We start from the raw sequence: 21,789 nt of genomic DNA on the forward strand, positions 1-21,789 counted from the left end.
GGGTGGTTAAAGTCGCCGTGACACAAACCGCAGGGAACATGACTCCTCCTCTCACCCATTCGCCCGACGCGACCGCCGCGGTATCCCCCGCGACCGGCGTCGATGCGACGCGTGTGGCGGTGTCGACGGTGATCTTCACGCTTCGCCGGCGTGCCGAGGATGACTCCGCCGCCGTCGTTCTGCCGCTCGTCCGGCGCACACGCGACCCCCACGCGGGGCTCTGGGCCCTGCCCGGCGGATGGCTGGACGCGACGGAGGGACTGGATGCCGCGGCATCCCGCACCCTCGGCGAGACCACGGGCCTCTCACCCAGCTATCTGGAGCAGCTGTATGCGTTCGGCGATGTCGATCGCTCGCCCACACGCGTCGTCTCGATCATCTATTGGGCCCTTCTGCGTTCGGCCGAGGTCGATGCACAGGTCGCGGCTCACGCGGCAGCGGGCGATGCTCCCGAGAACGTGGCCTGGTTCGACGCCGCCCACCTGCCCATCCTCGCGTTCGATCACAACCAGATCGTCGAGTACGCCCTCTGGCGCCTCCGCAACAAGGCCGGCTACTCCCGTATCGCCCACGGCCTGCTGGCCGATGAGTTCACCCTCGCCGAGCTGCGCGAGGTGTACGAGTCGATCCTCGGCCGCAAGCTCGATCCCGCGAACTTCCGACGCCAGGTCGAGAACTCCGGAACGCTGATCCCCACCGATGGCTTCCGCACCGGCAGCCATCGCCCCGCCCGCCTGTACCGCTACAACCAGGATGTGGAGCTCGCCGAACGCGGCCCCCTCGCGACACCGTCGTCGGCCCGCCCAGCGGGCCGCGCATCCTTCGAATCGAGGACGAAATGAACGCCACTCCCCTCACGCTCTCGCCCTCCGTCGATCACGAGATCCAGCGGATCACCGCCGGACTTTCCGATGCGGAGACCTGCAACACCGACCTCGCCGCGGGGCCGTGGAACTTCGACGGACGACCCGGATACGGCCCCGGGTCGTCGATGGGCGATGTCATCCCGGTCGGCTCGCCCCGCCAGGGCGAGCTGCCGGTCGCGTATCGCGAGGCCTCGGAGGCCGACCTGCACGAGCGGATCGTCGCCGCCAAGCGTGTGCTCGGCGACCGGGTCGTCATCCTCGGGCACTTCTATCAGCGCGAAGAAGTCGTCCTGCACGCCGATTACGTCGGGGACTCGTTCCAGCTCGCGAATGCCGCGAAGGCGCACCCCGAGGCCGAGGCCATCGTGTTCTGCGGGGTGCACTTCATGGCCGAGACCGCGGACCTGCTCTCACGCCCTGAACAGGCGGTCATCCTCCCGAATCTCGCCGCCGGGTGCTCGATGGCCGACATGGCGAACATCGATCAGGTCGAGGACTGCTGGGAGCAGCTCGAGGATGTCTACGGCCCCATGGATGCCGTGGACGCGGACGGCCGGGTGCCCGTCATCCCCGTGACCTACATGAACTCGTCCGCCGCGATCAAGGGGTTCGTCGGCCGACACGGCGGGATCGTCTGCACCTCGTCCAACGCCCGTACCGTGCTCGAGTGGGCCTTCGCACGCGGGCGCCGCGTGCTGTTCTTCCCCGACCAGCACCTGGGCCGCAACACCGCCAAGGCGATGGGCGTTCCCCTCGAGCGGATGCCGATGTGGAACCCGAACCGTCCGCTCGGCGGCAATGACGAGGCGGCGCTCGACGACGCCCGCGTCATCCTCTGGCACGGGTTCTGCTCGGTGCACCGCCGCTTCACGGTGGATCAGATCGACAAGGCGCGGGCCGAGCATCCCGGCGTCCGCGTCATCGTGCACCCCGAGTGCCCGATGCCGGTCGTCGACGCGGCGGACGAGGCCGGATCGACCGACTACATCCGCAAAGCCATCCAGGCCGCGACCGAGCCCACCACGTTCGCGATCGGCACCGAGGTGAACCTCGTGCAGCGGCTCGCGGCGGAGCATCCGCAGCACACGATCTTCTGCCTCGATCCCGTCATCTGCCCGTGCTCGACGATGTACCGCATCCATCCCGGATACCTCGCGTGGGTGCTCGAGGAACTCGTCGCGGGTACCGTGTGCAATCGGATCACGGTCGCGGCGGACGTTGCCGAGCCGGCACGAATCGCGCTGGAGCGGATGCTGGCGGCCAAGCCGTGACGAACACGGCAGGCACCACGCGTGCGATCGTCGTGGGCAGCGGCATCGCGGGACTGACCGTCGCCCTGCACGCCGCGCGCGCCGGTGTGCACGTCACGCTCGTGACGAAGGACGTGCTCGAGCACGCCAACACCCGGTACGCGCAGGGCGGCATCGCGGGCGTCATGTTCGCCGACGATCGGGCGGCCGATCACGCGCGCGACACTCTCGCCGCGGCCGCCGGACTCGGTGACCCCGCCGCTGTCGAGGTGCTCGTGGCCGAGGGGCCGGAACGCATCCGCGAACTCATCGCGCTCGGGGTCGCGTTCGACCGCGACGCATCCGGAGCGTTCGTCAAGGGACTCGAGGCCGCGCACTCGTACCCGCGCGTCCTGCACGCGGGCGGCGACGCAACCGGTACGGCGATCGAGACCGCGCTCGTCGCGGCGGTTCGCGTCGCGGGCGTCGCGATCCTCGAACACGCCTTTCTCGTCGACCTGGTGCGTGAGGACGACGGCGCCGTGACCGGTGTCGATCTGCTCACCCAGGACGGCCGGCGGATGCTCCGGGCCGACGCCGTCGTGATCGCGACCGGCGGGGCGGGCCAGCTGTACGCGCACACGACGAACCCGTCCGTCGCGACCGGCGACGGCATCGCCGCGGCGATGCGCGCGGGTGCCGAGGTCACCGATCTCGAGTTCGTCCAGTTCCACCCCACGGTGCTCGCGGCGGGCGAGCCGTTCCTGATCTCGGAGGCCGTCCGCGGCGAGGGGGCCACCCTCATCGACGACGATGGCCGCCGATTCCTGTTCGACGCGCATCCCGACGGCGAGCTCGCCCCGCGCGATGTCGTCGCCCGCGCGATCGCGCTGCGGATGGGCGAGCAGGGGGGTCGGCCCGTGCACCTCGACGCGACACGACTGGGCTCGACTCGATCGGGCCCGGCCGGACGCGCATCGACGGCATCGTTCCTGGCGCGTCGCTTCCCCACGATCGACGCGGCCGTGCGCGACCGCGGGCTGGACTGGGCACGCGAGCCGATTCCCGTCACGCCCGCCGCGCACTACCTGATGGGCGGGATCGTGACGGATCTGGACGGCCGGACCAGCCTGCCGGGGTTGTATGCGGTCGGTGAGGCCGCGCGCACGGGCGTCCACGGGGCGAATCGCCTGGCATCGAATTCGCTGCTCGAGGGTGCCGTCTTCGGCGCCCGTGCCGCCGCCGCCCTGGCCGCATCGCGCCCCGCCCGTCCCGCTCCCCTCACCCGTCCCACTGATCCCGCTCCCCTGGCAGAAGATGCCACCTCCCGCCCCACGACATCGCACCGACTGCCAGGCGAGCGGGTCCGACCACCGTTCACGCGGGCCGGGCTGCAGCGGGTGATGTGGGAGGGCGCCGGGGTCGTGCGGGACGAGCGCGGGATGCTCCGGGCGCAGAGCCTGGTCGACGGCTGGCTCGCGCAGCGCGCCAGCATCAGCAGCAGCTCCGGCTCCGGCTCGGGCACCGCCGCGCCCGCCTCGCAGGCCGACTTCGAGGACGACAACCTGCTGCAACTCGCGGCCGCGACGATCCGTGCCGCCCTCGCACGACGCCACTCGATCGGGGCGCACTACCGCAGCGACGACCCCGGCCATGCGTCCCTCCGCACCGCGCGACGAGAGCCCGCGGCATCCGTCACCCCCGCCGACCCCGCCCTCGTGGGGAGCGCAGGATGCTGACCCGCGCCGCGATCGATCGTGCCGTCTCTGCGGCGCTCGAAGAAGACGCGCCCTGGGGCGACATCACCAGCGAATCGCTCATCCCCGCGACGGCGACCGCCCGCGCCGAGTTGATCGCGCGCGAGCCTGGGGTCTTCAGCGGCGGCGGGGTCTTCGCCGCCGCTTTCCGGCTCACCGATCCCGCGATTCGCGTGAAGCTCCTGGTCGCCGACGGCGACGAGTTCGCCCCGGGCGCGGTCCTCGCGATCGCCGAGGGGCCGGCGCGGGGCGTGCTAACGGCCGAGCGTGTCGCCCTGAACTTCACGCAGCGGATGTCGGGAATCGCGACCCTCACGGCGCGCTTCGTCGCCGAGGTCGCCCACACGGGGGCCCGGATCGCCGACACCCGCAAGACCACGCCGGGGCTGCGCGCCTTCGAACGCCACGCGGTGACGAGCGGCGGTGGCCACAACCACCGGCATTCCCTGTCGGACGCGGTGATGGCCAAAGACAATCACCTCGCGGTCCTCCAGCGCAACGGCGTATCGGTCACGGCCGCGCTGCAAGGCGCGATCGCGCGGCTGCCGCACACGACGCACGTCGAGGTCGAGGTCGATCGCCTCGACCAGATCGAGCCCGTGCTGGCGGCCGGTATCGGGACGATCCTGCTCGACAACTTCTCGATCGATGACCTCCGGCGCGGCGTGGAGCAGGTCGCTGGCCGCGCGATCGTCGACGCGAGCGGCGGGGTTCGGCTCGACACGGTGCGAGCGATCGCCGAAACGGGCGTGGACGTCATCTCGGTCGGAGCCTTGACCCACTCGGCCCGCGCGCTCGATCTCGGCCTCGACGTACGTGTGGACGACCCCGCCGCGGACGATCCGACGACCGCCGAGAGCTGACGCACATGCTGTATCTCGACAACGCCGCGACGACACCGGTTCGCCGCGAGGCGCTCGACGCGATGCTGCCGTACGTGACGACCGAATTCGGCAACCCGTCGAGCCACCACACCGTCGGCGAGCGCGCCGCCGAGGCACTCGCAACGGCCCGAGCGGCGGTCGGCCGGGCGCTGGGCATGCGGCAGAGCGATGTCGTCTTCACGTCGGGTGGTACCGAGGCGAACAACCTCGCCGTCAAGGGCATCGCGATCGCCGCACGACTGGCCCGCGACGCCCGTCACGTGATCACGACACCGATCGAACACGAGTCGATCCTCGAGTCCGTCGACTACCTGCGCCGTGTCCACGGCTTCGCGGTCACACAGCTCCCGGTCGACGCATTCGGACGGGTCGATCCCGCCGACCTCCAGGCTGCGCTCCGCGACGACACGGCGCTCGTGACCCTCGGTTACGCCAACAACGAGATCGGGACGATTCAGGATGTCTCGGCTCTCGCCGCCATCGCCCGCGGACGACGGGTCCCGATCCACATCGACGCGGTACAGGCCGCGGGATGGCTCGATCTGTCGGCCGCCGACCTCGGCGTCGACGCGATCTCGATCGCGGGGCACAAGGTCGGCGCTCCCGCGGGCACCGGCGTGCTCGCCGTTCGCGGGCGGGTTCCGCTCGAGCCCCTCATGCACGGTGGCGGCCAGGAACGCGGCCGCCGGAGCGGCACCGAGAACGTCGCCGGGGCGGTCGCGCTGGCGACCGCTCTGACGCTCGCCGAGACCGAACGCGCCGACGCATCCGCTCGGGTCGCGGCGCTCCGCGACGGGTTCATCGCGCGTGTCCTCGATACCGTGCCGACGGCTCGGCTGACGGGCGATCCCGCTCATCGGCTACCGGGCACGGCCAGCTTCACGTTCGCGGGAACGAGCGGCGAAGCCGTGCTGCTCGAACTCGAACGCCGAGGCATCGTGTCATCGAGCGGGTCGGCGTGCGCGGCCGGCAGCGACGAGCCCTCGCACGTGCTGCTCGCGGTCGGCATTCCCGCCGAGGTGGCGCAGACATCCGTCCGCTTCACCTTCTCGGCGCGACGGACGGATTCCCTCGAAACCATTGCCGCTGCTCACACGCTGGCCGACGCCGTCGCGGCCTCGGTCTCCGCCGTACAATCGGCCGCATGAGCATGAGCACCGATGCGGTCGTCACGCTCGTCGTGGCGGGGTTGAATGTCGCGCCTTACGCCCGCGAGGCGCTGGATTCGGTGCGAGCACAGACCCTCGCGAACTGGCGCGCGATCCTGATCGACGACGCGTCGACGGACGACACGCGACAGATCTTCGCCGACGCGGCCGCGACGGATGACCGCTTCGTGCTCGAGGAACCGTCGGACCGCCGGGGACTCGGCGCCGCCCGCAACGCGGGACTCGCCCGCGTGCGCACCCCGTTCGTCGGGTTTCTCGACGCGGACGACATCCTTGCTCCGGACGCTCTCGCCCGGCTCGTCGCGACGCTCGAGCGGACCGGCAGCGACTTCGCGGCCGGTGCGTACGTGCGGCTGAGGCCGGACGGACCGGGGTATGCGGTCGGCGCGGTGCAACCGTGGGTCGCCGCCGCGACGGACCCCGAACGCTCGGCGACGACGATCGACGAGCACCCCGAGGCATCCGGGAACATCGTCGCGTGGTCGAAGGTCAGCCGCACCGACTTCTGGCGTCGGACCGGGCTGCGCTTTCCCGAGGGACGCCTCTACGAAGACCAGATCGTGGCGCAGGCCATGTACACCCGCGCGCGGGCGTTCGATGTCATCCCCGATGTCGTCGTGCAGTGGCGTGTGCGAGCGGATGGCACATCCATCACCCAACGAGAGGGAGAGCTGTCCGTGCTCCGTGACGCGCTCGACGCGATGAGCGCCGGGCTCGGGCTGCTGCGCGAGGCGGGGGCGGCGCGAGCCGTGCAGGCCCGCGCCGCCCTGATCCTGACGATGGACGTACCGCGACTCGCCGCGATCGCGCGCCAACACCCCGACGACGCCTACCGGCGCTCGCTCGGGACGTTCACTCGAGCCGTGTGGCTGGCGGCGGATGAGTCCACCCGCTCCGCACTGGACTCGGACGCGGCCACGACGGTCGCCGCGGTCTCGCTCTGGTAGACCCCGCCCCGTGAACGAGCGCCGCGCTCGACGGCACCGGTGATCCGGATCTACACCGCGAGGGCTGCAGTTCTCGGCATCCGCGCCGTCGATCGACGTAGCGGATGCCCCGAACTGCAGCCCTCGCGGTGCTCGGAGCCCGCGCAGGGCCCGGGCGGGGCGGTCAGTGCGCGATGACGGGCTCGGCCTCCGTCGCCGCCGGTCGACCGTGTGCGAGCGAGATGCCATCGCCCCGCCGTCGATACAGGAACGCGGCGACGACGAAACCGATCGCGAAGAAGCCCGCACCCCACCAGTACGCGACGCTGTAGCTCTGGATGGCCGCCTCTGCGAGCACCTCCGGCGTAGCGGGACCGTTGGCCGTCACGTACGCGGTCAGGGCCGTCGCGGCCAGGGTGTTCAACAGCGCCGTGCCGATCGATCCGCCGACCTGCTGGCTCGTGTTGACCATGGCGGAAGCGACACCCGCGAACTGCGGATCGACGCCCAGCGTCGCGGTCTGCATCGCCCCGGGCATGATCGATCCCATCGCGAGTCCCATCACCATGAGCGCGGGCAGGATGTCGCCGATGTAGCCGCTGTCGTGACCCAACCGCGTCAGGAGGATCATGGCGATCACGCCGAGGACCATGCCGATCGGCACGATGATCTTCGGTCCGAAGCGCGGCAGGAAGATGTTCGTCGAGAGCTGCGCCGCGAGGATCAGCATCACGATCATGGGCAGGAAGGAGAGCCCCGTCTGCATCGCGGTGTAGCCGAGCGAGACCTGCAGGTAGTACGTGACGAACAGGAAGACCCCGAACATCCCGGCTCCGGCGATCAGCACGGAGATGTACGACGCTCCGCGGTTGCGGTCGAGCACGATCGGCAATGGCAGGAGCGGGTGACGCGAGCGGCGCTGCCACAGCACGAAAGCGATGAGCAGCACGCCCGACCCCGCGAGCATCCCCCACGACAACGGCGAGTCCCAGCCATCCGTCTCGGCGTTCGAGAAGCCGTAGACGAGCAGGAACAGGGCACCCGATGCCGCGAGCGTGCCCGGGATGTCGAGGGTCGGACGCGGACCCGTGCGGGTCACGTGACCGACGAACAGGGTCGCGCCGATGATGGCCACGAGCGCGATGAAGACGTTGATGTAGAGATTCCAGCGCCAGTCGAAGTACTCGGTCAGGAATCCCCCGAGCAACAGGCCGATCGCACCGCCGGCTCCGGCGATCGCGCCGAACACACCGAAGGCGCGGGCGCGCTCGCGCGGGATGGTGAAGGTCGTCGTCAGCATCGCGAGCGCGGTTGGCGCGAGCATGGCCGCGAAGACGCCCTGGAGAGCTCGGGCCGCGACCAGCACGCCGAAGGTCGGCGCCGCTCCGCCGAGGGCCGATGCCAGCGCGAAACCGACCAGTCCGATGACGAACGTGCGCTTGCGCCCGATCAGGTCCGAGAGCCTGCCGCCGAGCAGCAGAAGGCTTCCGAACGCCAGCGCGTAGGCCGTGACGACCCACTGCCGGTCGCCGTTCGAGAAACCGAGGTCGGCCTGCGCGGCCGGGAGGGCGATGTTCACGACGGTCGCATCGAGCACGACCATCAGCTGAGCGAGTCCGACGGTTGCGAGAGTCCACCACCGGCGGGACGAGGGCGCCGTCGTCGTGGCGCCAACGGAAGAGGAGGTCTGTGACATGCCGAAAACCATATACGAGAATCATCCGTTCCGGATACCAAGCGTTCTGGATTAGGATGGAACACAGCACGAACGGAGCGCGAACACACGCGTGGACGCCGCGAACACGAGGAGGACCGCGATGACGCAGCCCGCACCCGCTGTCGCCGACGAGGAACCGACCCGCCTCGGCCGGAAACGCGACCACTCGCGCGATGCCGACATCCTGCAGGCGGCGATCGAGATCCTCGCCGAAGAAGGCTTCGACGGCATGACGATCGACATGGTCGCGACCCGCGCGAAGGCCGGAAAAGCAACGCTCTATCGACGATGGCCCTCCAAGGCCGAGCTCGTGCTCGATGCGATCGGATGCATGAAGGCCGCCGATCTCTCGCCCGACAAGCTGCCCGACACGGGCACGCTTCGGGGCGACCTGGTCGGCATGATCAAGCCCCACACCGCCGAGGACTCCGAGCGTCGGCTCCGCGTCATGGCGGGCGTCGCCGCTCTCCTCACCCGCGAGCCGGAACTGACCGAGGCCGCCAACGCCGTGCTGATGTCGCCGCGTATCGCGGCGATCCGGGTCCTGCTCGACCGCGCTCGCGTGCGGGGCGAGATCCGGGCGGACGCGGATCTGGACGCGCTCGCGAGACTCCTCCCCGCTCTGGCCGCGTTCCGCGGGCTGGTCGAGCGAAAGCCGATCGACCGCGAGTACCAGATTTCCGTGATCGACGGCATCCTGCTCCCTGCCGCCGGGGTCGCGCGTCCCCCGAGCTGACCCGCAGGTCCTGGCCCGACTCGCTCGCTCAGCCGAGCCCGCTGGATGCCTCGACCTGGCGCATCGCCAGCTCGGCGTACAGGCCGCCGTCCGCCATGAGCTCGGAGTGCGTGCCCGTCTCGACGATGCGCCCGCCCTCGACCACGTGAATGACGTCGGCGCCCACCACGGTCGAGAGGCGGTGCGCGATCGACAGGGTCGTGCGGCCCCGGGCCGCGGCATCCAGCGCCTGCTGCACGACTCGCTCCGAGACCGTGTCCAGCGCGCTCGTCGCCTCGTCGAGCAGCAGCACGGGCGGGTCCTTCAACAGCACCCGCGCGATCGCGATGCGTTGCTTCTCGCCCCCGGAGAGACGGTAGCCGCGTTCGCCGACGACGGTGTCGTATCCGTCCGCGAAGCGTTCGATCACGTGGTGGATGTTCGCCGCACGGCAGGCCTCTTCGAGCTCGGCCTGCGTGGCCTCCGGCTTGGCGTAGGCGAGGTTCTCGCGCACCGTCGCGTGGAACAGATAGGTCTCCTGCGACACGATGCCGATGTTCTCGATGATCGAGGCTTGACGAAGGTCCCGGACGTCGGCACCGGCGAAGAGAACCGAGCCCGACGAGGCCTCGTAGAGGCGCGGCGCGAGGTACAGGATCGTCGTCTTGCCGGCCCCGCTCGGTCCGACGAAGGCGACGTGCTGCCCGGGCTCGGCGACGAACGAGACGCGGTCCAGGGTCGGACGACTCGTCCCCGAGGCATCGGGGTAGCGGAAGCTCACATCGCGGAACTCCACGCGCCCGAGCGGCCCCGGTGCGTCCGCGACGTCGATCGCGACGGGCGACTCGGAGATCGTCGGCTCGAGGTCGAGGTATTCGAAGATGCGCGCGAACAGGGCCTTGAATGTCTGCAGGTCGAGCGCCACCCGCATCAAGGCCATCAGGGGGAAGAGCAGTCGCGCCTGCACCGTCGTGAACGCCACGATGACGCCCGCGGAGATGTCGGCGCTGCCTCCGGTGATCAACAGACCGGCGACGAGGTAGATGATGGCGGGGACCGACGACATGATGATGCTCACGATCCCGAAGAACCACTGTCCCGACATCGCCTGTCGCACCTGCAGCACGACCTGGTTGCCGTTCTCGAGCGTGTAGCGCTCGATCTCGGCGCCCTGGCGGTGGAAGGCCTTCGCGAGCAGGATGCCGGAAACCGACAGTGTCTCCTGCGTGATCGCGGTGAGCTGCGAGAGGGACTCCTGCGTCTGCGCCGCGATGCGCGCGCGCACCTGGCCCACCTTCCGCTGCACGAACACCAATCCCGGCAACAGCCCGATCGCGATCAGCGTCAGTCGCCAGTCGATGAGCACCATGGCGACGACCGACGCGATCACGGTGACGGTGTTGCCCAGGATGCTCGTCATCGTGTTGGTCAGCACCCCGGCGACGCCACCCACGTCGTTCTGCAGGCGGGACTGGATGACGCCGGTCTTGGTCCGCGTGAAGAACGACAGGTCCATGGCCTGCAGGTGCGTGAACAGGCGGACGCGCAGATCCCCCGTGACGCGGTTGCCGACGGTCGAGGTGAGCCAGGACTGCAGCACGTTCAGACCCGCGGATGCCACGAACAGGCCGATCATGAGCAGTACGAGCTCCACGAGCAGGCCGAGGTTCGGGCCGGCATCGTTCGCCGGGAAGAGTGCGGAGTCGAAGATCACCTCGATGATGAGCGCGGGAACGACGCCGATCGCCGCGCTGACGACGACGAGCATGGCCGTCACGGCGAGCTTGCCGCGATACGGACGGAACAGGACGACGATGCGCCGACCCAGGAACGGGATGTCGGGGGCCTCGGCGTTGCGCTCGCGCTGGGCGTCGGAGTCGACCCCGCGGGTCAGCCCCCCGCCGAATCCCCCGCGCGCCATGGTCATCCGCTCAGCCTAATCTCGCCCGCAGACGCCGGATCGGCCGCGGCTATGATGAGTGCGCCCGGTGGCCGCGAGCCCCGTCCGAGCGCGTACACGCACGACCCGCAGGATTTCCGTTGCGCACGGGAATGCGATGTCGGTCGTCGCGGTTAGCCTGACTGTTCGCCATCCTCGGATGGCTATCGAGCCCTGCCCTGAGAATCCTGGAGACGAACGATGTCCTCGACGAGAACCGACAGCGTCCCCGCGATCGGCGGCCCCGCGGTACCCACCGGCAGCGTGCCGGTCGGGGCGCACGGCCTGACCGCCGCCCAGAACCGCATCATCTGGCTGCTGCTGGCCGCCGCCTTCGTCGCGATCCTGAACGAGACGACGATGGGTGTCGCGATCCCGCACCTCATCGACGACCTCTCGATCACGGCCGTCGCAGCGCAGTGGCTGACCACGGCCTTCATGCTGACGATGGCCGTCGTGATCCCCATCACCGGGTTCCTGCTGCAGCGCTACACCACCCGCCAGGTCTTCCTCGCGGCCATGGGGCTGTTCTCGCTCGGAACCCTCCTCGCCTTCGTCTCCCCCGGTTTCGAAATGCTCCTCGGCGCCCGGGTCGTCCAGGCGTCGGGCACGGCGATCATGATGCCCCTGCTGATGACGACCCTCATGACGATCGTCCCGCCGCACCTGCGCGGACGCATGATGGGGCGCGTCAGCGTGGTCATGGCGCTTGCGCCCGCGATCGGCCCCACGGTTTCGGGCTTCCTGCTCGAAACGGTCGGCTGGCGCTGGATCTTCGGCCTCGTCCTTCCCATCGCGCTCGTCGCGCTCGGCGCCGGAGCGCGCTGGATGACGAATCTCGGTGAGACGCGCAAGGCTCCCATCGACATCCTCTCCGTCGTGCTGTCGGCCCTCGGATTCGGTGGCATCGTCTTCGGCCTGAGCCAGATCGGCGGCGGCCATGGCGGTGATGCCGCGGCGGATTCGCTCTCGACCGTGACGCTCACCGTGTCGTTCGTCGTGGGCGTCGTGGCCCTTGCACTGTTCGTGTGGCGGCAGCTGCGCCTGCAGCGCCGCGACCAGGCCCTGCTCGATCTGCGCGTTTTCCTCTCGCTCAACTTCTCACTCGCGATCACGCAGATGCTGGTCGTCGCGATGGCGTTCTTCGGTGCCATCACGGTCCTGCCGCTGTACCTGCAGCGTGTGATCGGCGTGACGGCGCTCGAAACGGGCCTGATCGTCCTTCCCGGCGCACTCGCCATGGGACTGCTCGGTCCCGTCATCGGACGCATCTACGACCGCTTCGGCACGCGCGTCCTGCTCATTCCGGGCTCGATCATCTCGAGCGCGACGCTGTGGTTCTACACGACCCTCGGCGAGGACACCTCGATCCTCATGATCGTCATCGCCCAGACCCTGCTGTCCGTGGGGCTCGCATTCTCCTTCACGCCGCTGTTCACCGCCTCGCTCGCCTCCCTCGAGCCGAGGCTGTACTCCTACGGAAGTGCCGTCCTCGCGACCACGCAGCAGGTGGCAGGGGCTGCCGGTATCGCGCTGCTCATCACCGTGATGTCATCGGTCGCGGCGGGCGCCGTGGCGGAGGGCATGGGCGAGGTCGCGGCCGAGGCATCCGGCGTTCGCGCGGCGTTCATGATCTCGGCGATCGTGTCGACCGTCGCCGTCGTGCTGGCGTTCTTCATCCGCAAGCCTGCCGACTCGGTCGGCGCGCCGCCCGTCCACTGAGCGGGTCGCGCGGGGCAGGAACGTCCGTGGACGCTGTCAAGCCCCTGGGGTCTCGCGCATCGGTTGCGTAGCGTCAACAGCATGACTGATCTCACAGGAAAACGAATCGCCTTTCTCGCGACGGACGGCTTCGAGGACAGTGAACTCACGTCCCCCTGGGCCGCCGTCACCGACGCCGGGGCAACCGCGGTGATGATCGCGCCCGAGGCCGGATCCATCGAGGGGAAGAACGGCCACACGCAGCAGGTGGACGAGATCTCGGCATCCGCGGATCCGAGCGCATACGACGCGATCGTCCTGCCCGGGGGCGTCGTGAACGCCGATCACCTGCGCATGGACGCGGCATCCGTCGCCTTCGCGAAGGCGTTCTTCGAGGCCTCGAAGCCCGTCGGCGCCATCTGCCACGCGGCGTGGCTCCTGATCGAGGCGGACGTCGTCGACGGCCGGACGATCACGAGCTACCCGAGCCTGGCGACCGACCTGAAGAATGCGGGAGCGGATTGGGTCGACGAAGAGGTCGTCGTCGACCAGGGGCTCGTCTCGAGCCGCACCCCCGACGATCTGCCCGCGTTCAACGCCAAGGTGATCGAGGAGATCTCCGAGGGGCGCCACGAGGGCCAGCACGCCTGACAAGACCCGGCGAGTCCGCCGCGGATAGCGGGGACCGGCCGAAAGTCAGAGGATGGCGCGCGTCAACTGCTGCAGCACGCACCACCGCAGCAGGAGCCCGCGGCATCCTCTGCGTTCGTCATCAGCAGGTTCTTGTCGTCGGAGATGGGCTTGAGGGTCTGCACGGGGGCGTTCTCGGGCGACGTGTTCATGATCTCCATGCTAATCATCTCCAGAGAGGCGGGCGTCGGTAGCACGATCCGCCCACCCGGCACCAGCCCGCGCGCACCGACGATTCCGACGTCTAGGGTCGGGACCATGGATGACCAGGCCCGGGATGACAAGACCATGAATGACAAGAACGACACCGGCGATGTCGACATGACGGCCGAAGAGAAGCGCCGCGACCAGTTGCTCGCGGCGCCCGACGCCGTCGAGTCCGACGCCGCCCCCCGCATCGAGGTCTCGAAGCACGACGGCAACACGCGTATCGACATCGCCGACGACGCGCCGGTCCGCCCCGGACCGGCACCCGAGGGCGACTGATCCCCGTCAGCGTTCGGCCCCTCGGCGTTTGGCCCGTCAGCGTTCGGATTCGTCAGCGTTCGGCTTCGTCCGGCAGCTTCGCCACGACGATCAGCGAGACATCCTGCACCTTCCAGTCGAGCGCGACGATGGCCTCCGTCGCGGCGGTCAAGCGTCTGACGCTCACCCGCTTCGTCCGTGGCACGACGAAGGCTTCGACGTGGAACACCTGGCCTTCGTCCCGCACCCGCACGCCGGCCTCGCGGATCCAGCTCACCCGCGACAGGGCCGCGATGATCTCCTCGATGAGCGGGTGCGGCTCACGATCATCGACCGATCGAGCACGCTGATCCATCAGATCCCGAACCGCCGTGCGGGTGTTCTTCACACCGTCCCACAGGATTCCCGCCGAGATGAAAAGGGCGGCGGCGCCATCCAGCCACCACCATCCGATCCCGATGCCGAGCACCCCGACGATCGAGGCGGCGTTGGTCGTCCAGTCCGCCTTCGCCATGTCGGCGTCCGCGAACAGCACCTTGTTGTGCAGAAGCGGCGCCAGGCGACTCTTCGCCGGGGCGTAGATCAGCGGGCCCACGACGATCACGGCCATCACGCCGATCATGAACCAGCCGAGCCACACGGCGGTGCCGAACACGACGACCGTCCCGATCGTCGGATGCTCGGCCGCGAGCAGGCCGATGACCGATTCCGCCGCCAGGCTCCCTCCCACCGCGAGCAGCGCGACGCCCGCGACGAGATGTCCGATGCCCATCGTGCGGTGCAGGCCGTACGGGAATCTGCGCGTCGGGCGCCGCCGCACGAAGATCAGGGCGACGAGGAATGCGATCTGCGGGATGAGCGACAGCATGTCCTCGATCCACGCGGTCTTCATCGCCTGGGAGTTGCCCACGACCAGGGCAACCAGCACGATGGTCACGCTCGTGAATCCGATCGTGATCCATTCGAGGCGCACGGCCCGACGGAGGGCGTCGGCCTGATCCTGCGGCAGGTCCACCCGGCCGAAGGTGTTCACGGGGACGTCTCCTCGTCCAGGTAGCGTTCGAGCGCCGACAGGAACCGATTCTCGCCGAGGGGCACGAACATGACGATCGCGCGCCCGTCCGCACCGGGTATGCCGGGATACTCCCGGGTGACAGCGACGCGGTCCGCCCAGGGCGTGGCACCCGTCATACCTCCCACGATCAGATCGAGCTCACCGCGTTCCATCTCGCCGACGAGCGTCTCTTCGCTGCCGACCGTCCAGTCGATGCGAGCGTCGAGGGCGTCGGCGAAGCCCCGCGCGAGCTCGGCGGCCGCGCCACCGATACGTTCGTCGGCGGTCTGGCCACCGGAGGCCTCGATGCTCACCAGGGCACTGTCGGGCGACGCGCCCACGCGCAGCACCCCGCCCGAGACACGATCGAGCGCACCATCCGGATCCGCCGGGATCCGGATCCCGCAACCCGCGAGAAGCGCGACGAGAACGAGCGCGACGGCCACGGCGAGGGGCCGGGGCACATCACGCACCCCGGTCGCCCCCCGCGAGCGGGTCACGGCTCCAGCACGACCTTGATGCATCCGTCCGCCTTCTTCTGGAACGTCTCGTACATCTCGGGAGCACGATCCAGCGAAACGCGATGCGTCGTGAGGTCCATGACACCCAGGGGGTCGCTGGAGTCCTCGACGAGCGGAAGGATGTCATCGATCCACCGCTTCACATTGCACTGCCCCATGCGCATGCCGATCTGCTTGTCGAACATGGTCTTCATGGGCATGATGTCGGCATCCCCGGCGTACACCCCGCTGAGCGAGACCGTGCCGCCGCGGCGCACGAGGTCGATCGACGCGTGCAGCGCCGCGAGCCGGTCGATCCCCACCCTTTCCATCAGCGGCTGCGACACCACGTCCGGCAGCAGCCCGATCGCGGTCTGGGCGGCCTTGATGCCCGGATTGCCATGGGCCTCGAGCCCGACGGCGTCCACGACGGAGTCCGCGCCACGACCCTCGGTCAGGTCCCGCAACTCCGCGACGACATCGTCCGTCAGGTCATAGGCCAGGACTCCGTGGCGTTCGGCCATCGCACGCCGCTCGGGCACGGGATCGACGGCGAGCACGCGGAACCCGCGATGCACGCCGATACGCGCGACGAACTGCCCGACCGGCCCGAGACCCATCACGGCGAGGGTGCCGCCCTCGGGCACGTCGGCGTACTCGACGCCCTGCCACGCGGTGGGCAGGATGTCGCTGAGGAACAGGTAGCGGTCGTCCGGCAGATCGCGGCCGACGCGGATGTGGTTGTAGTCCGCGTGCGGCACCCGGAGGTACTCGGCCTGGCCGCCGGGCACCTGCCCGTAGAGCTTGGTGTAGCCGAACAGTGCCGCGCCGCTGCCGTACTCGCGCACCTGCGTGGTCTCGCACTGGGACTGCAGTCCGCGGCGGCACATGAAGCAGTGCCCGCAAGAGATGTTGAACGGCACGACGACGCGGTCGCCGATGGCGAGGTCCGTGACGTCGGATCCGACCTCGACGACGACGCCCATCGGCTCGTGGCCGAGGATGTCCCCGCGATCGAGGAACGGCCCGAGCAATTCGTACAGGTGCAGGTCCGATCCGCAGATGGCGGTGGAGGTGATCTTGACGATGGCGTCGGTCGCGAATTCGATCCGCGGATCGGGAACCTCCTCGACCGCGAGGGAACGCTTGCCCTGCCAGGTGAGTGCCTTCATGAAAATCCTCATCTCCCGCCGACGGGGGCGTCGGCCGGTGCCCACACTCGCCTTCCCATCCCATCCGCGCCACCCACTTGCGCCCGGACGCCGGGGCCGCCACAATCCCCGCGAACGATCCAGGTGCTCTGGACTGTCAACCCCCGGGCGCGGATGCTCGAGGCATAGGACAATCGGTTACGCCCGCAGAACGGAAGAGACCCCATGGCCCGCAACGTCAGAGTCCTGCACTGCCCGCCCGAAGCCGTCTTCCGCGTTCTCGAGGACGGATGGCTCTACCCCGCCTGGGTCGTGGGCGCGACGCGCATGCGGGACGTCGATGCCGGATGGCCCGAAGCGGGCGGTCGCCTGCATCATTCCGTCGGGGTGTGGCCTGCGCTGATAGACGACGAGACGTCCTCGATCGAGTGGAACCCGCCGCACCGCATGGTCATGCGCGCGAAGGGCTGGCCGATCGGCGAGGCGCGGGTGACGATCGACGTGAAGCCCCGCGACGAGGGCTGCGTCGTCCGCATCCAGGAGCACGCTGTCGCCGGCCCCGCGACGCTCATCCCCCGCCCGATCGCCGATGCGATGCTGCGCTGGCGGAACGCCGAGACCCTCCATCGTCTGGCGTACCTGGCCGAGGGGCTGAGCACCTCGCCCGAGGAATCCACCGCGGACGAGGAGGGCACGGGCGCCGTCGACGGCGACACCGACCCACGCGGAGGCGACGACGCGTGAGCGCGATGCGCGCCGCGGAACGGGCGACCGAGGTCGATGCGGTCATCGTCGGAGCTGGTCCCAACGGTCTTGCGGCCGCGGTGACGCTCGCCCGGGCCGGCCTGTCGGTGCGCGTGTTCGAGCGCGCGGCGCGCGTCGGTGGTGGAACGTCTTCGCGTGAACTGACCCTGCCGGGATTCGTCCACGACGTCTGCTCGGCCGTGCATCCGCTCGCGTTCGAATCGCGCTTCTTCCGCGAGTTCGAGCTCACTCGACGCGTCGACTTCGTCACCCCGGATGTGTCTTTCGCGCACCCGCTCGACAGGGGCGCCGCCGCGATCGCGTACCGCGATCTCGAGCGCACTCGCGAGGGGCTCGGGTCGGATGGTGCGGCGTATGCCGCGCTCATCGGTCCCCTCGCCGAGCGCTCGAGCCACGTCGCCGACCTCACCGGACAGTCGCTGCTGCGGGTGCCGACGAGTCCGGTCACGGCGCTCGCCTTCGCCGCCGCGACGCTCGAGCAGGGAACTCCCGCGTGGAACGCACGTTTCCGGGGACGCGCCGCGCCCGCGCTGCTGACCGGCGCGGCCGCCCACACGTCGCTTCCGCTCCCGAGCCTCGCGTCCGCCGGTGCGGGACTCGCCCTGACCGCGTATGCCCACGCGCGCGGCTGGCCGATTCCCCGCGGTGGCAGCCAGGCGATCGCCGACGCCATGGTCGACGACATCCTGGCGCACGGCGGGGCCGTCGAGACGGGCGTCGAGGTCACGAGCCTCGCCGACCTGCCCCGCGCGCGCGTGACGCTACTCGACCTGACGCCACGCTCGCTCGTGCGGCTCGCGGGCCCGCGGCTGCCCGACCGTTACCGGCGAGCGCTCTCGAATTTCCGATACGGCAACGCATCGGCCAAGGTCGACTTCGCCCTGTCGGAACCCGTTCCCTGGACGCATCCCGAGTTGCGCCGCGCGGGTACCCTGCATCTCGGCGGCTCTCGAGAAGAGATCGCGGCGAGCGAGAACGAGGTCGCGAACGGACGCCTGAGCGGGCTGCCGTACGTCCTCGCGTCGCAACCGTCCGTCTTCGACGACTCCCGGGCTCCCGAGGGCATGCACACGCTGTGGACCTACACCCACGTGCCCTCGGGCAGCACCGCCGATCGCGGCGAGGCCGTCATTCGACAGATCGAGCGCTTCGCCCCGGGCTTCCGCGACACGATCCTGGGCATGTCGTCGTGGACGGCGGCTGATCTGCAGCGGCACAACCCGAACTATCCCGGTGGCGATATCTCTGCGGGAACTCCGGATCTGTTCCAGCTCGTCCGCCGTCCGGTCCTCAGCTCCGATCCGTGGCGCACGCCGTTGCCCGGCGTGTATCTGGCGTCCGCGTCCGTCACCCCCGGCCCGGGCGTACACGGCCTCGGCGGATGGCTCGCGGCGCGCAGCGCTCTGCGACACGAGTTCGGGATCGAGGCCTGGCCGAACCTCTCGCTCGGCTCCTGAGCGGGGAATCCCCGGGACGGCAACGCCTCGAGCCGGGCTAGGCTCCAGCTGTGGACGAGATCGAGAACATGACCCGACAGCTGGAGCGGCTGCTGGGCGACCCCATCGCCGACGCCGTGGCGGGCACGGTGATGATCGTCTCGGTGTCCGAGCCGACCCGCCGCTGGGGGTACCAAGCCTGCCAGATCGAGATCGTGCCGGATGCGCCCGGGATCGAGCCCGTGCGTGTTGCGACCGAGGTCGTAACGACGCGCAAACACTGGCCCAGAGTCGGGGGCATACTGCCTGCGCGCATCTCGACGACCCGTCCCGAGCGGATGGACATCAACTGGGATGCGCTCGCTCGAGGCTGAAGAGGCGACCCGCGCAATCCCGACGCCGTCAGGCGACCCGGAGCAGAGCCGAGAGCCGCCCCGAAGTTTCGACCAGTGTCTGCAGACGCGCCGCGGATACACCCACCCGGCTGAGCTGGATGAGGCCCTGCGAAACCATCACCACGTGTGCACCGAGCGGATTGATTCGATCTTCGGCTAGGTCGATCTCGCCCGTTGCGACGCTCTCCGCGACGCGAGCCGCGACCACATTCTCCATGCGTTCGATCGTCCGGGATGCGACGACCACGACGTCGGGGAAGCGCGCGGCGAGTTCTCCGATGCTGTTGAGCATCAGGCATCCGCGTCGCTCAGCGCCGGAGGTGCAATCCCGCACGATCTTGTCGAGGTAGTTCACGACAGCCTCCTCGAAGCTGCCCGCGTGATCCGCAATCACGTTCTCGACCAGCTCGACGCGTTGATCGCAGTACCGCTCGAAGGTCTTCAGGAACAACCCGAGCTTGCTGCCGTAGGCGCTGTACAGGCTGCCGTTCGCGACGCCCGAACGCTCGGCTATCAGCTCGATGGACGTGCGCTCGTAGCCGCGCGACCAGAAGAGATCCTCGGCGACATCGAGGAGGTGCTGCTCGTCGAAGCTGCGCGGACGGCCCATGGGATAACGGTACATCGCGGACGATGAGCGCCGCGCGGTCAGTCGAGGGGAACGAGTGTCACCTCGCGCACCCCGCGGTCGTCGATGACGAGGGTCATCATCGTGCGGTGCGGCTGCCGGCGCCGGTCGGTCGGCGAGCCCGGGTTCAGCAGACGAACACCGCCCGGACTGACCGTGTCCCACGGGATGTGACTGTGCCCGAAGATCAGGACGTCTGTGTCGGGGAATGAGGCATCCGTCCACGCATGCCGACGCTTGGCGTCACCGGTCTCGTGGATGACCGCGCACCGCACCCCCTCGATCTCGCGCCGGGCGATCTCGGGCAGCCGGGCGCGCAGGTCCGGTCCGTCGTTGTTGCCGTAGACGCCGAGCATCTCGCCGTATCGGGACAGGTCGTCGAGCACGGATGCCCGGGTCCAGTCCCCCGCGTGGACGATCAGGTCCGCGGCGTCGGCGGCGGCCCGCACCTCGTCCGGTACGCCACGCGAGCGATCCGGAACGTGCGTGTCGGAGATCAGCAGCAGTCGCGTCGCCATGGATCAGTCGTCACGCCTCGGGTCGCGCGTGCCCGTCGGCGCCCACCACGCCCGCGAGCGCGGAGCCGTCACCGAGCTTCTCCGTGCTGATCACGCTGATCTTCCCGTTCGTCTCGAGCACGACCGCCGCGATGTCGGACGGATCGCCCGACCCGGAACTCCTGATCGCCTGCAAGACCTCCGACTCGGCCAGTCGCGCACGCCGCAGCTCGTCCGGCCGCATGACTCCGTGCGAGAGGAGCAGCACGGGCTCCGAGGTGAGGATGCGCCGTGCGCCGCGCCAACGGGAGGAGATCCACGCGATGACGAACTGGAGGGCTGCGATCAGGCCGAACGCCGTTGCCCCGTCCGCCCACGACACCGTGGAACTCAGCAGGGCCGTCGCCAGGATCGATCCGAGTGCGACGGTGACGACGAAGTCGAACACGTTCAGCTGGGCCAGTGTGCGCTTGCCCGATATGCGCAGCACGACGATGACCGTGAGGTAGGCGGCCGTCCCGAGCACCAGGATGCGCCCGAGGTCGGACCAGGAATCGAACCACATGTGCGCCTGCTTCCGTTCGAGGGTGGATCGGCGTGTGCCAGGGTCGCAGACCCTCGTGATCACCGCACGGGGGTTGCCCCGGTTCGCCCTCCGTGCCTCAGGCCGAGCGGTAGACCTCGACGGTGTCCGGCCGCTGCTGCACCGCGAGGACGAGAGACAGGATGCCGAGGCCCAGGGTCCCGCTCAGGGCAGCGAGCGTTCCGACGAGCGCGAGCAGATCCGCCCAGCTCTGGATCGCGCCGGGCCCGACCGAGACGAAGACGATCTGCGGCACGGCCCACGCGAGCGCTTGGAACCCCAGAACCCACAGCGGAGCCCAGCACCAGCGCGACGCCACGACGCCGGCCCGGGCGATCTGGGTCGCCGCGATCAGGGCGGCGCCGGTCTGCACGACCAGGGTGACGTATCCATAGGTCGTCCAGGCACCGAGCGACGTTCCGTCCTGCGGCAGCAACCGGACGGCTACGGTGTCGATCAGCGGCCACACGGCCACGATCGTCATCGTCGTGACACCGAGCGGACGTCGGGCCACCACGCTCGCCGCGGCCGTGGTTCCGAAAGCGAACAGCATCACCGCGACCGCGTAGACGAGGTCCGCGACGCCGCCGAGGACGAACACGCCCGGCATCCCCGGGCCGGTCGAGCGGAGCATCCCGAGTACACCGCAGACGATGAGCCCCATGCCGCCGAGAGTCCAGGTCCGTCGTCGATCACGCATGCGGCCACGCTACCGAACGCTC

General features: G+C 69.5%; 23 protein-coding genes. 13 read left to right on the plus strand and 10 right to left on the minus strand.

Annotation, left to right across the window (positions count from 1 at the left end):
* The first annotated feature begins 119 nt into the window (after positions 1-119).
* From CGU35_RS09910 to CGU35_RS09935, 6 genes are read left to right on the plus strand one after another with little or no spacing between them, the layout of a single operon-like run.
* Positions 120-842, plus strand: a complete 723-nt coding sequence (locus CGU35_RS09910) for an NUDIX hydrolase (protein ID WP_100811653.1) — start codon at positions 120-122, stop codon at positions 840-842.
* Positions 839-2,137: a quinolinate synthase NadA gene (gene nadA, locus CGU35_RS09915; RefSeq protein WP_100811428.1), complete on the plus strand. Its 1,299-nt coding sequence runs from the start codon at positions 839-841 to the stop codon at positions 2,135-2,137. The genes CGU35_RS09910 and nadA overlap by 4 nt, the downstream gene beginning before the upstream one ends.
* Positions 2,134-3,834, plus strand: a complete 1,701-nt coding sequence (gene nadB, locus CGU35_RS09920; protein WP_100811429.1) for an L-aspartate oxidase — start codon at positions 2,134-2,136, stop codon at positions 3,832-3,834. Before nadA ends, nadB begins: the two co-directional genes overlap by 4 nt.
* The gene (gene nadC, locus CGU35_RS09925) at positions 3,828-4,715 is read left to right on the plus strand and encodes a carboxylating nicotinate-nucleotide diphosphorylase (RefSeq protein WP_100811430.1); all 888 of its coding nucleotides are present in this window, start codon (positions 3,828-3,830) and stop codon (positions 4,713-4,715) included. Before nadB ends, nadC begins: the two co-directional genes overlap by 7 nt.
* Before the next feature lie 5 nt (positions 4,716-4,720).
* Entirely contained in the window at positions 4,721-5,884 is a 1,164-nt protein-coding gene (locus CGU35_RS09930; RefSeq protein WP_100811431.1) for a cysteine desulfurase family protein, read from the plus strand.
* Positions 5,881-6,852, plus strand: a complete 972-nt coding sequence (locus tag CGU35_RS09935) for a glycosyltransferase family 2 protein (protein ID WP_332870755.1) — start codon at positions 5,881-5,883, stop codon at positions 6,850-6,852. The genes CGU35_RS09930 and CGU35_RS09935 overlap by 4 nt, the downstream gene beginning before the upstream one ends.
* Positions 6,853-7,015: 163 nt before the next feature.
* Here CGU35_RS09935 and CGU35_RS09940 read toward each other — a convergent pair whose 3' ends face one another.
* Positions 7,016-8,527 carry an MFS transporter gene (locus CGU35_RS09940; RefSeq protein ID WP_100811655.1) on the minus strand — a complete coding sequence of 504 codons (1,512 nt, stop codon included), beginning with the start codon at positions 8,525-8,527 and terminating at the stop codon, positions 7,016-7,018.
* A gap of 121 nt (positions 8,528-8,648) precedes the next feature.
* Between CGU35_RS09940 and CGU35_RS09945 the strand changes: the two genes are divergently transcribed.
* Positions 8,649-9,284: a TetR/AcrR family transcriptional regulator gene (locus CGU35_RS09945; RefSeq protein WP_100811656.1), complete on the plus strand. Its 636-nt coding sequence runs from the start codon at positions 8,649-8,651 to the stop codon at positions 9,282-9,284.
* A gap of 28 nt (positions 9,285-9,312) precedes the next feature.
* On the opposite strand, the gene CGU35_RS09950 is transcribed toward CGU35_RS09945, so the two are convergent.
* Complete coding sequence (locus tag CGU35_RS09950) at positions 9,313-11,190, minus strand: ABC transporter ATP-binding protein (protein ID WP_100811432.1); 1,878 nt, start codon at positions 11,188-11,190, stop codon at positions 9,313-9,315.
* Positions 11,191-11,403: 213 nt separating this feature from the next.
* On the opposite strand from CGU35_RS09950, the gene CGU35_RS09955 reads away from it, so the two are divergent.
* Complete coding sequence (locus CGU35_RS09955; protein WP_100811433.1) at positions 11,404-12,924, plus strand: DHA2 family efflux MFS transporter permease subunit; 1,521 nt, start codon at positions 11,404-11,406, stop codon at positions 12,922-12,924.
* 81 nt (positions 12,925-13,005) lie between these two features.
* Positions 13,006-13,554 (plus strand): type 1 glutamine amidotransferase domain-containing protein, encoded by a 549-nt coding sequence (locus CGU35_RS09960; protein ID WP_100811434.1) that lies wholly within the window; start codon positions 13,006-13,008, stop codon positions 13,552-13,554.
* 62 nt (positions 13,555-13,616) lie between these two features.
* Here CGU35_RS09960 and CGU35_RS18730 read toward each other — a convergent pair whose 3' ends face one another.
* The gene (locus CGU35_RS18730; protein WP_269800326.1) at positions 13,617-13,745 is read right to left on the minus strand and encodes a hypothetical protein; all 129 of its coding nucleotides are present in this window, start codon (positions 13,743-13,745) and stop codon (positions 13,617-13,619) included.
* 106 nt (positions 13,746-13,851) lie between these two features.
* Here CGU35_RS18730 and CGU35_RS09965 point away from each other — a divergent pair, with 106 nt between their 5' ends.
* Positions 13,852-14,079, plus strand: coding sequence for a multidrug transporter (locus tag CGU35_RS09965; protein WP_232711252.1), 228 nt, complete (start codon positions 13,852-13,854; stop codon positions 14,077-14,079).
* A 52-nt stretch (positions 14,080-14,131) separates the two neighbouring features.
* On the opposite strand, the gene CGU35_RS09970 is transcribed toward CGU35_RS09965, so the two are convergent.
* From CGU35_RS09970 to CGU35_RS09980, 3 genes are read right to left on the minus strand one after another with little or no spacing between them, the layout of a single operon-like run.
* The gene (locus tag CGU35_RS09970; RefSeq protein WP_232711253.1) at positions 14,132-15,091 is read right to left on the minus strand and encodes a cation diffusion facilitator family transporter; all 960 of its coding nucleotides are present in this window, start codon (positions 15,089-15,091) and stop codon (positions 14,132-14,134) included.
* Entirely contained in the window at positions 15,088-15,585 is a 498-nt protein-coding gene (locus CGU35_RS09975; protein ID WP_232711254.1) for a hypothetical protein, read from the minus strand. Before CGU35_RS09975 ends, CGU35_RS09970 begins: the two co-directional genes overlap by 4 nt.
* A 23-nt stretch (positions 15,586-15,608) precedes the next feature.
* Positions 15,609-16,784 (minus strand): zinc-dependent alcohol dehydrogenase, encoded by a 1,176-nt coding sequence (locus CGU35_RS09980; RefSeq protein ID WP_100811435.1) that lies wholly within the window; start codon positions 16,782-16,784, stop codon positions 15,609-15,611.
* Positions 16,785-16,988: 204 nt separating this feature from the next.
* Between CGU35_RS09980 and CGU35_RS09985 the strand changes: the two genes are divergently transcribed.
* The 3 genes from CGU35_RS09985 to CGU35_RS09995 are packed head-to-tail and all read left to right on the plus strand — an operon-like array spanning position 16,989 to position 19,338.
* Positions 16,989-17,507, plus strand: coding sequence for an SRPBCC family protein (locus CGU35_RS09985; protein WP_100811436.1), 519 nt, complete (start codon positions 16,989-16,991; stop codon positions 17,505-17,507).
* A gap of 5 nt (positions 17,508-17,512) precedes the next feature.
* Positions 17,513-18,985, plus strand: a complete 1,473-nt coding sequence (locus tag CGU35_RS09990) for a phytoene desaturase family protein (RefSeq protein WP_100811660.1) — start codon at positions 17,513-17,515, stop codon at positions 18,983-18,985.
* Positions 18,986-19,035: 50 nt separating this feature from the next.
* On the plus strand, positions 19,036-19,338 hold the full coding sequence (locus tag CGU35_RS09995) for a hypothetical protein (protein WP_100811437.1): 303 nt from the start codon (positions 19,036-19,038) through the stop codon (positions 19,336-19,338).
* Between the two features lie 28 nt (positions 19,339-19,366).
* Here the strand turns inward: CGU35_RS09995 and CGU35_RS10000 are convergent, their stop codons facing one another.
* The 4 genes from CGU35_RS10000 to CGU35_RS10015 form a co-directional block, all read right to left on the minus strand.
* Positions 19,367-19,969, minus strand: a complete 603-nt coding sequence (locus tag CGU35_RS10000; RefSeq protein WP_157813931.1) for a TetR/AcrR family transcriptional regulator — start codon at positions 19,967-19,969, stop codon at positions 19,367-19,369.
* 38 nt (positions 19,970-20,007) lie between these two features.
* Entirely contained in the window at positions 20,008-20,505 is a 498-nt protein-coding gene (locus tag CGU35_RS10005; protein ID WP_100811439.1) for a metallophosphoesterase family protein, read from the minus strand.
* Between the two features lie 10 nt (positions 20,506-20,515).
* A complete protein-coding gene (locus CGU35_RS10010; RefSeq protein ID WP_100811440.1) occupies positions 20,516-21,049 on the minus strand; it encodes a DUF421 domain-containing protein in 534 nt (177 codons plus the stop codon).
* A 97-nt stretch (positions 21,050-21,146) separates the two neighbouring features.
* Positions 21,147-21,767, minus strand: coding sequence for a hypothetical protein (locus CGU35_RS10015; RefSeq protein ID WP_157813932.1), 621 nt, complete (start codon positions 21,765-21,767; stop codon positions 21,147-21,149).
* Between the last annotated feature and the right edge of the window lie 22 nt (positions 21,768-21,789).

The organism is Microbacterium sp. BR1, assembly GCF_002812725.1.
GTDB lineage: Bacteria > Actinomycetota > Actinomycetes > Actinomycetales > Microbacteriaceae > Microbacterium.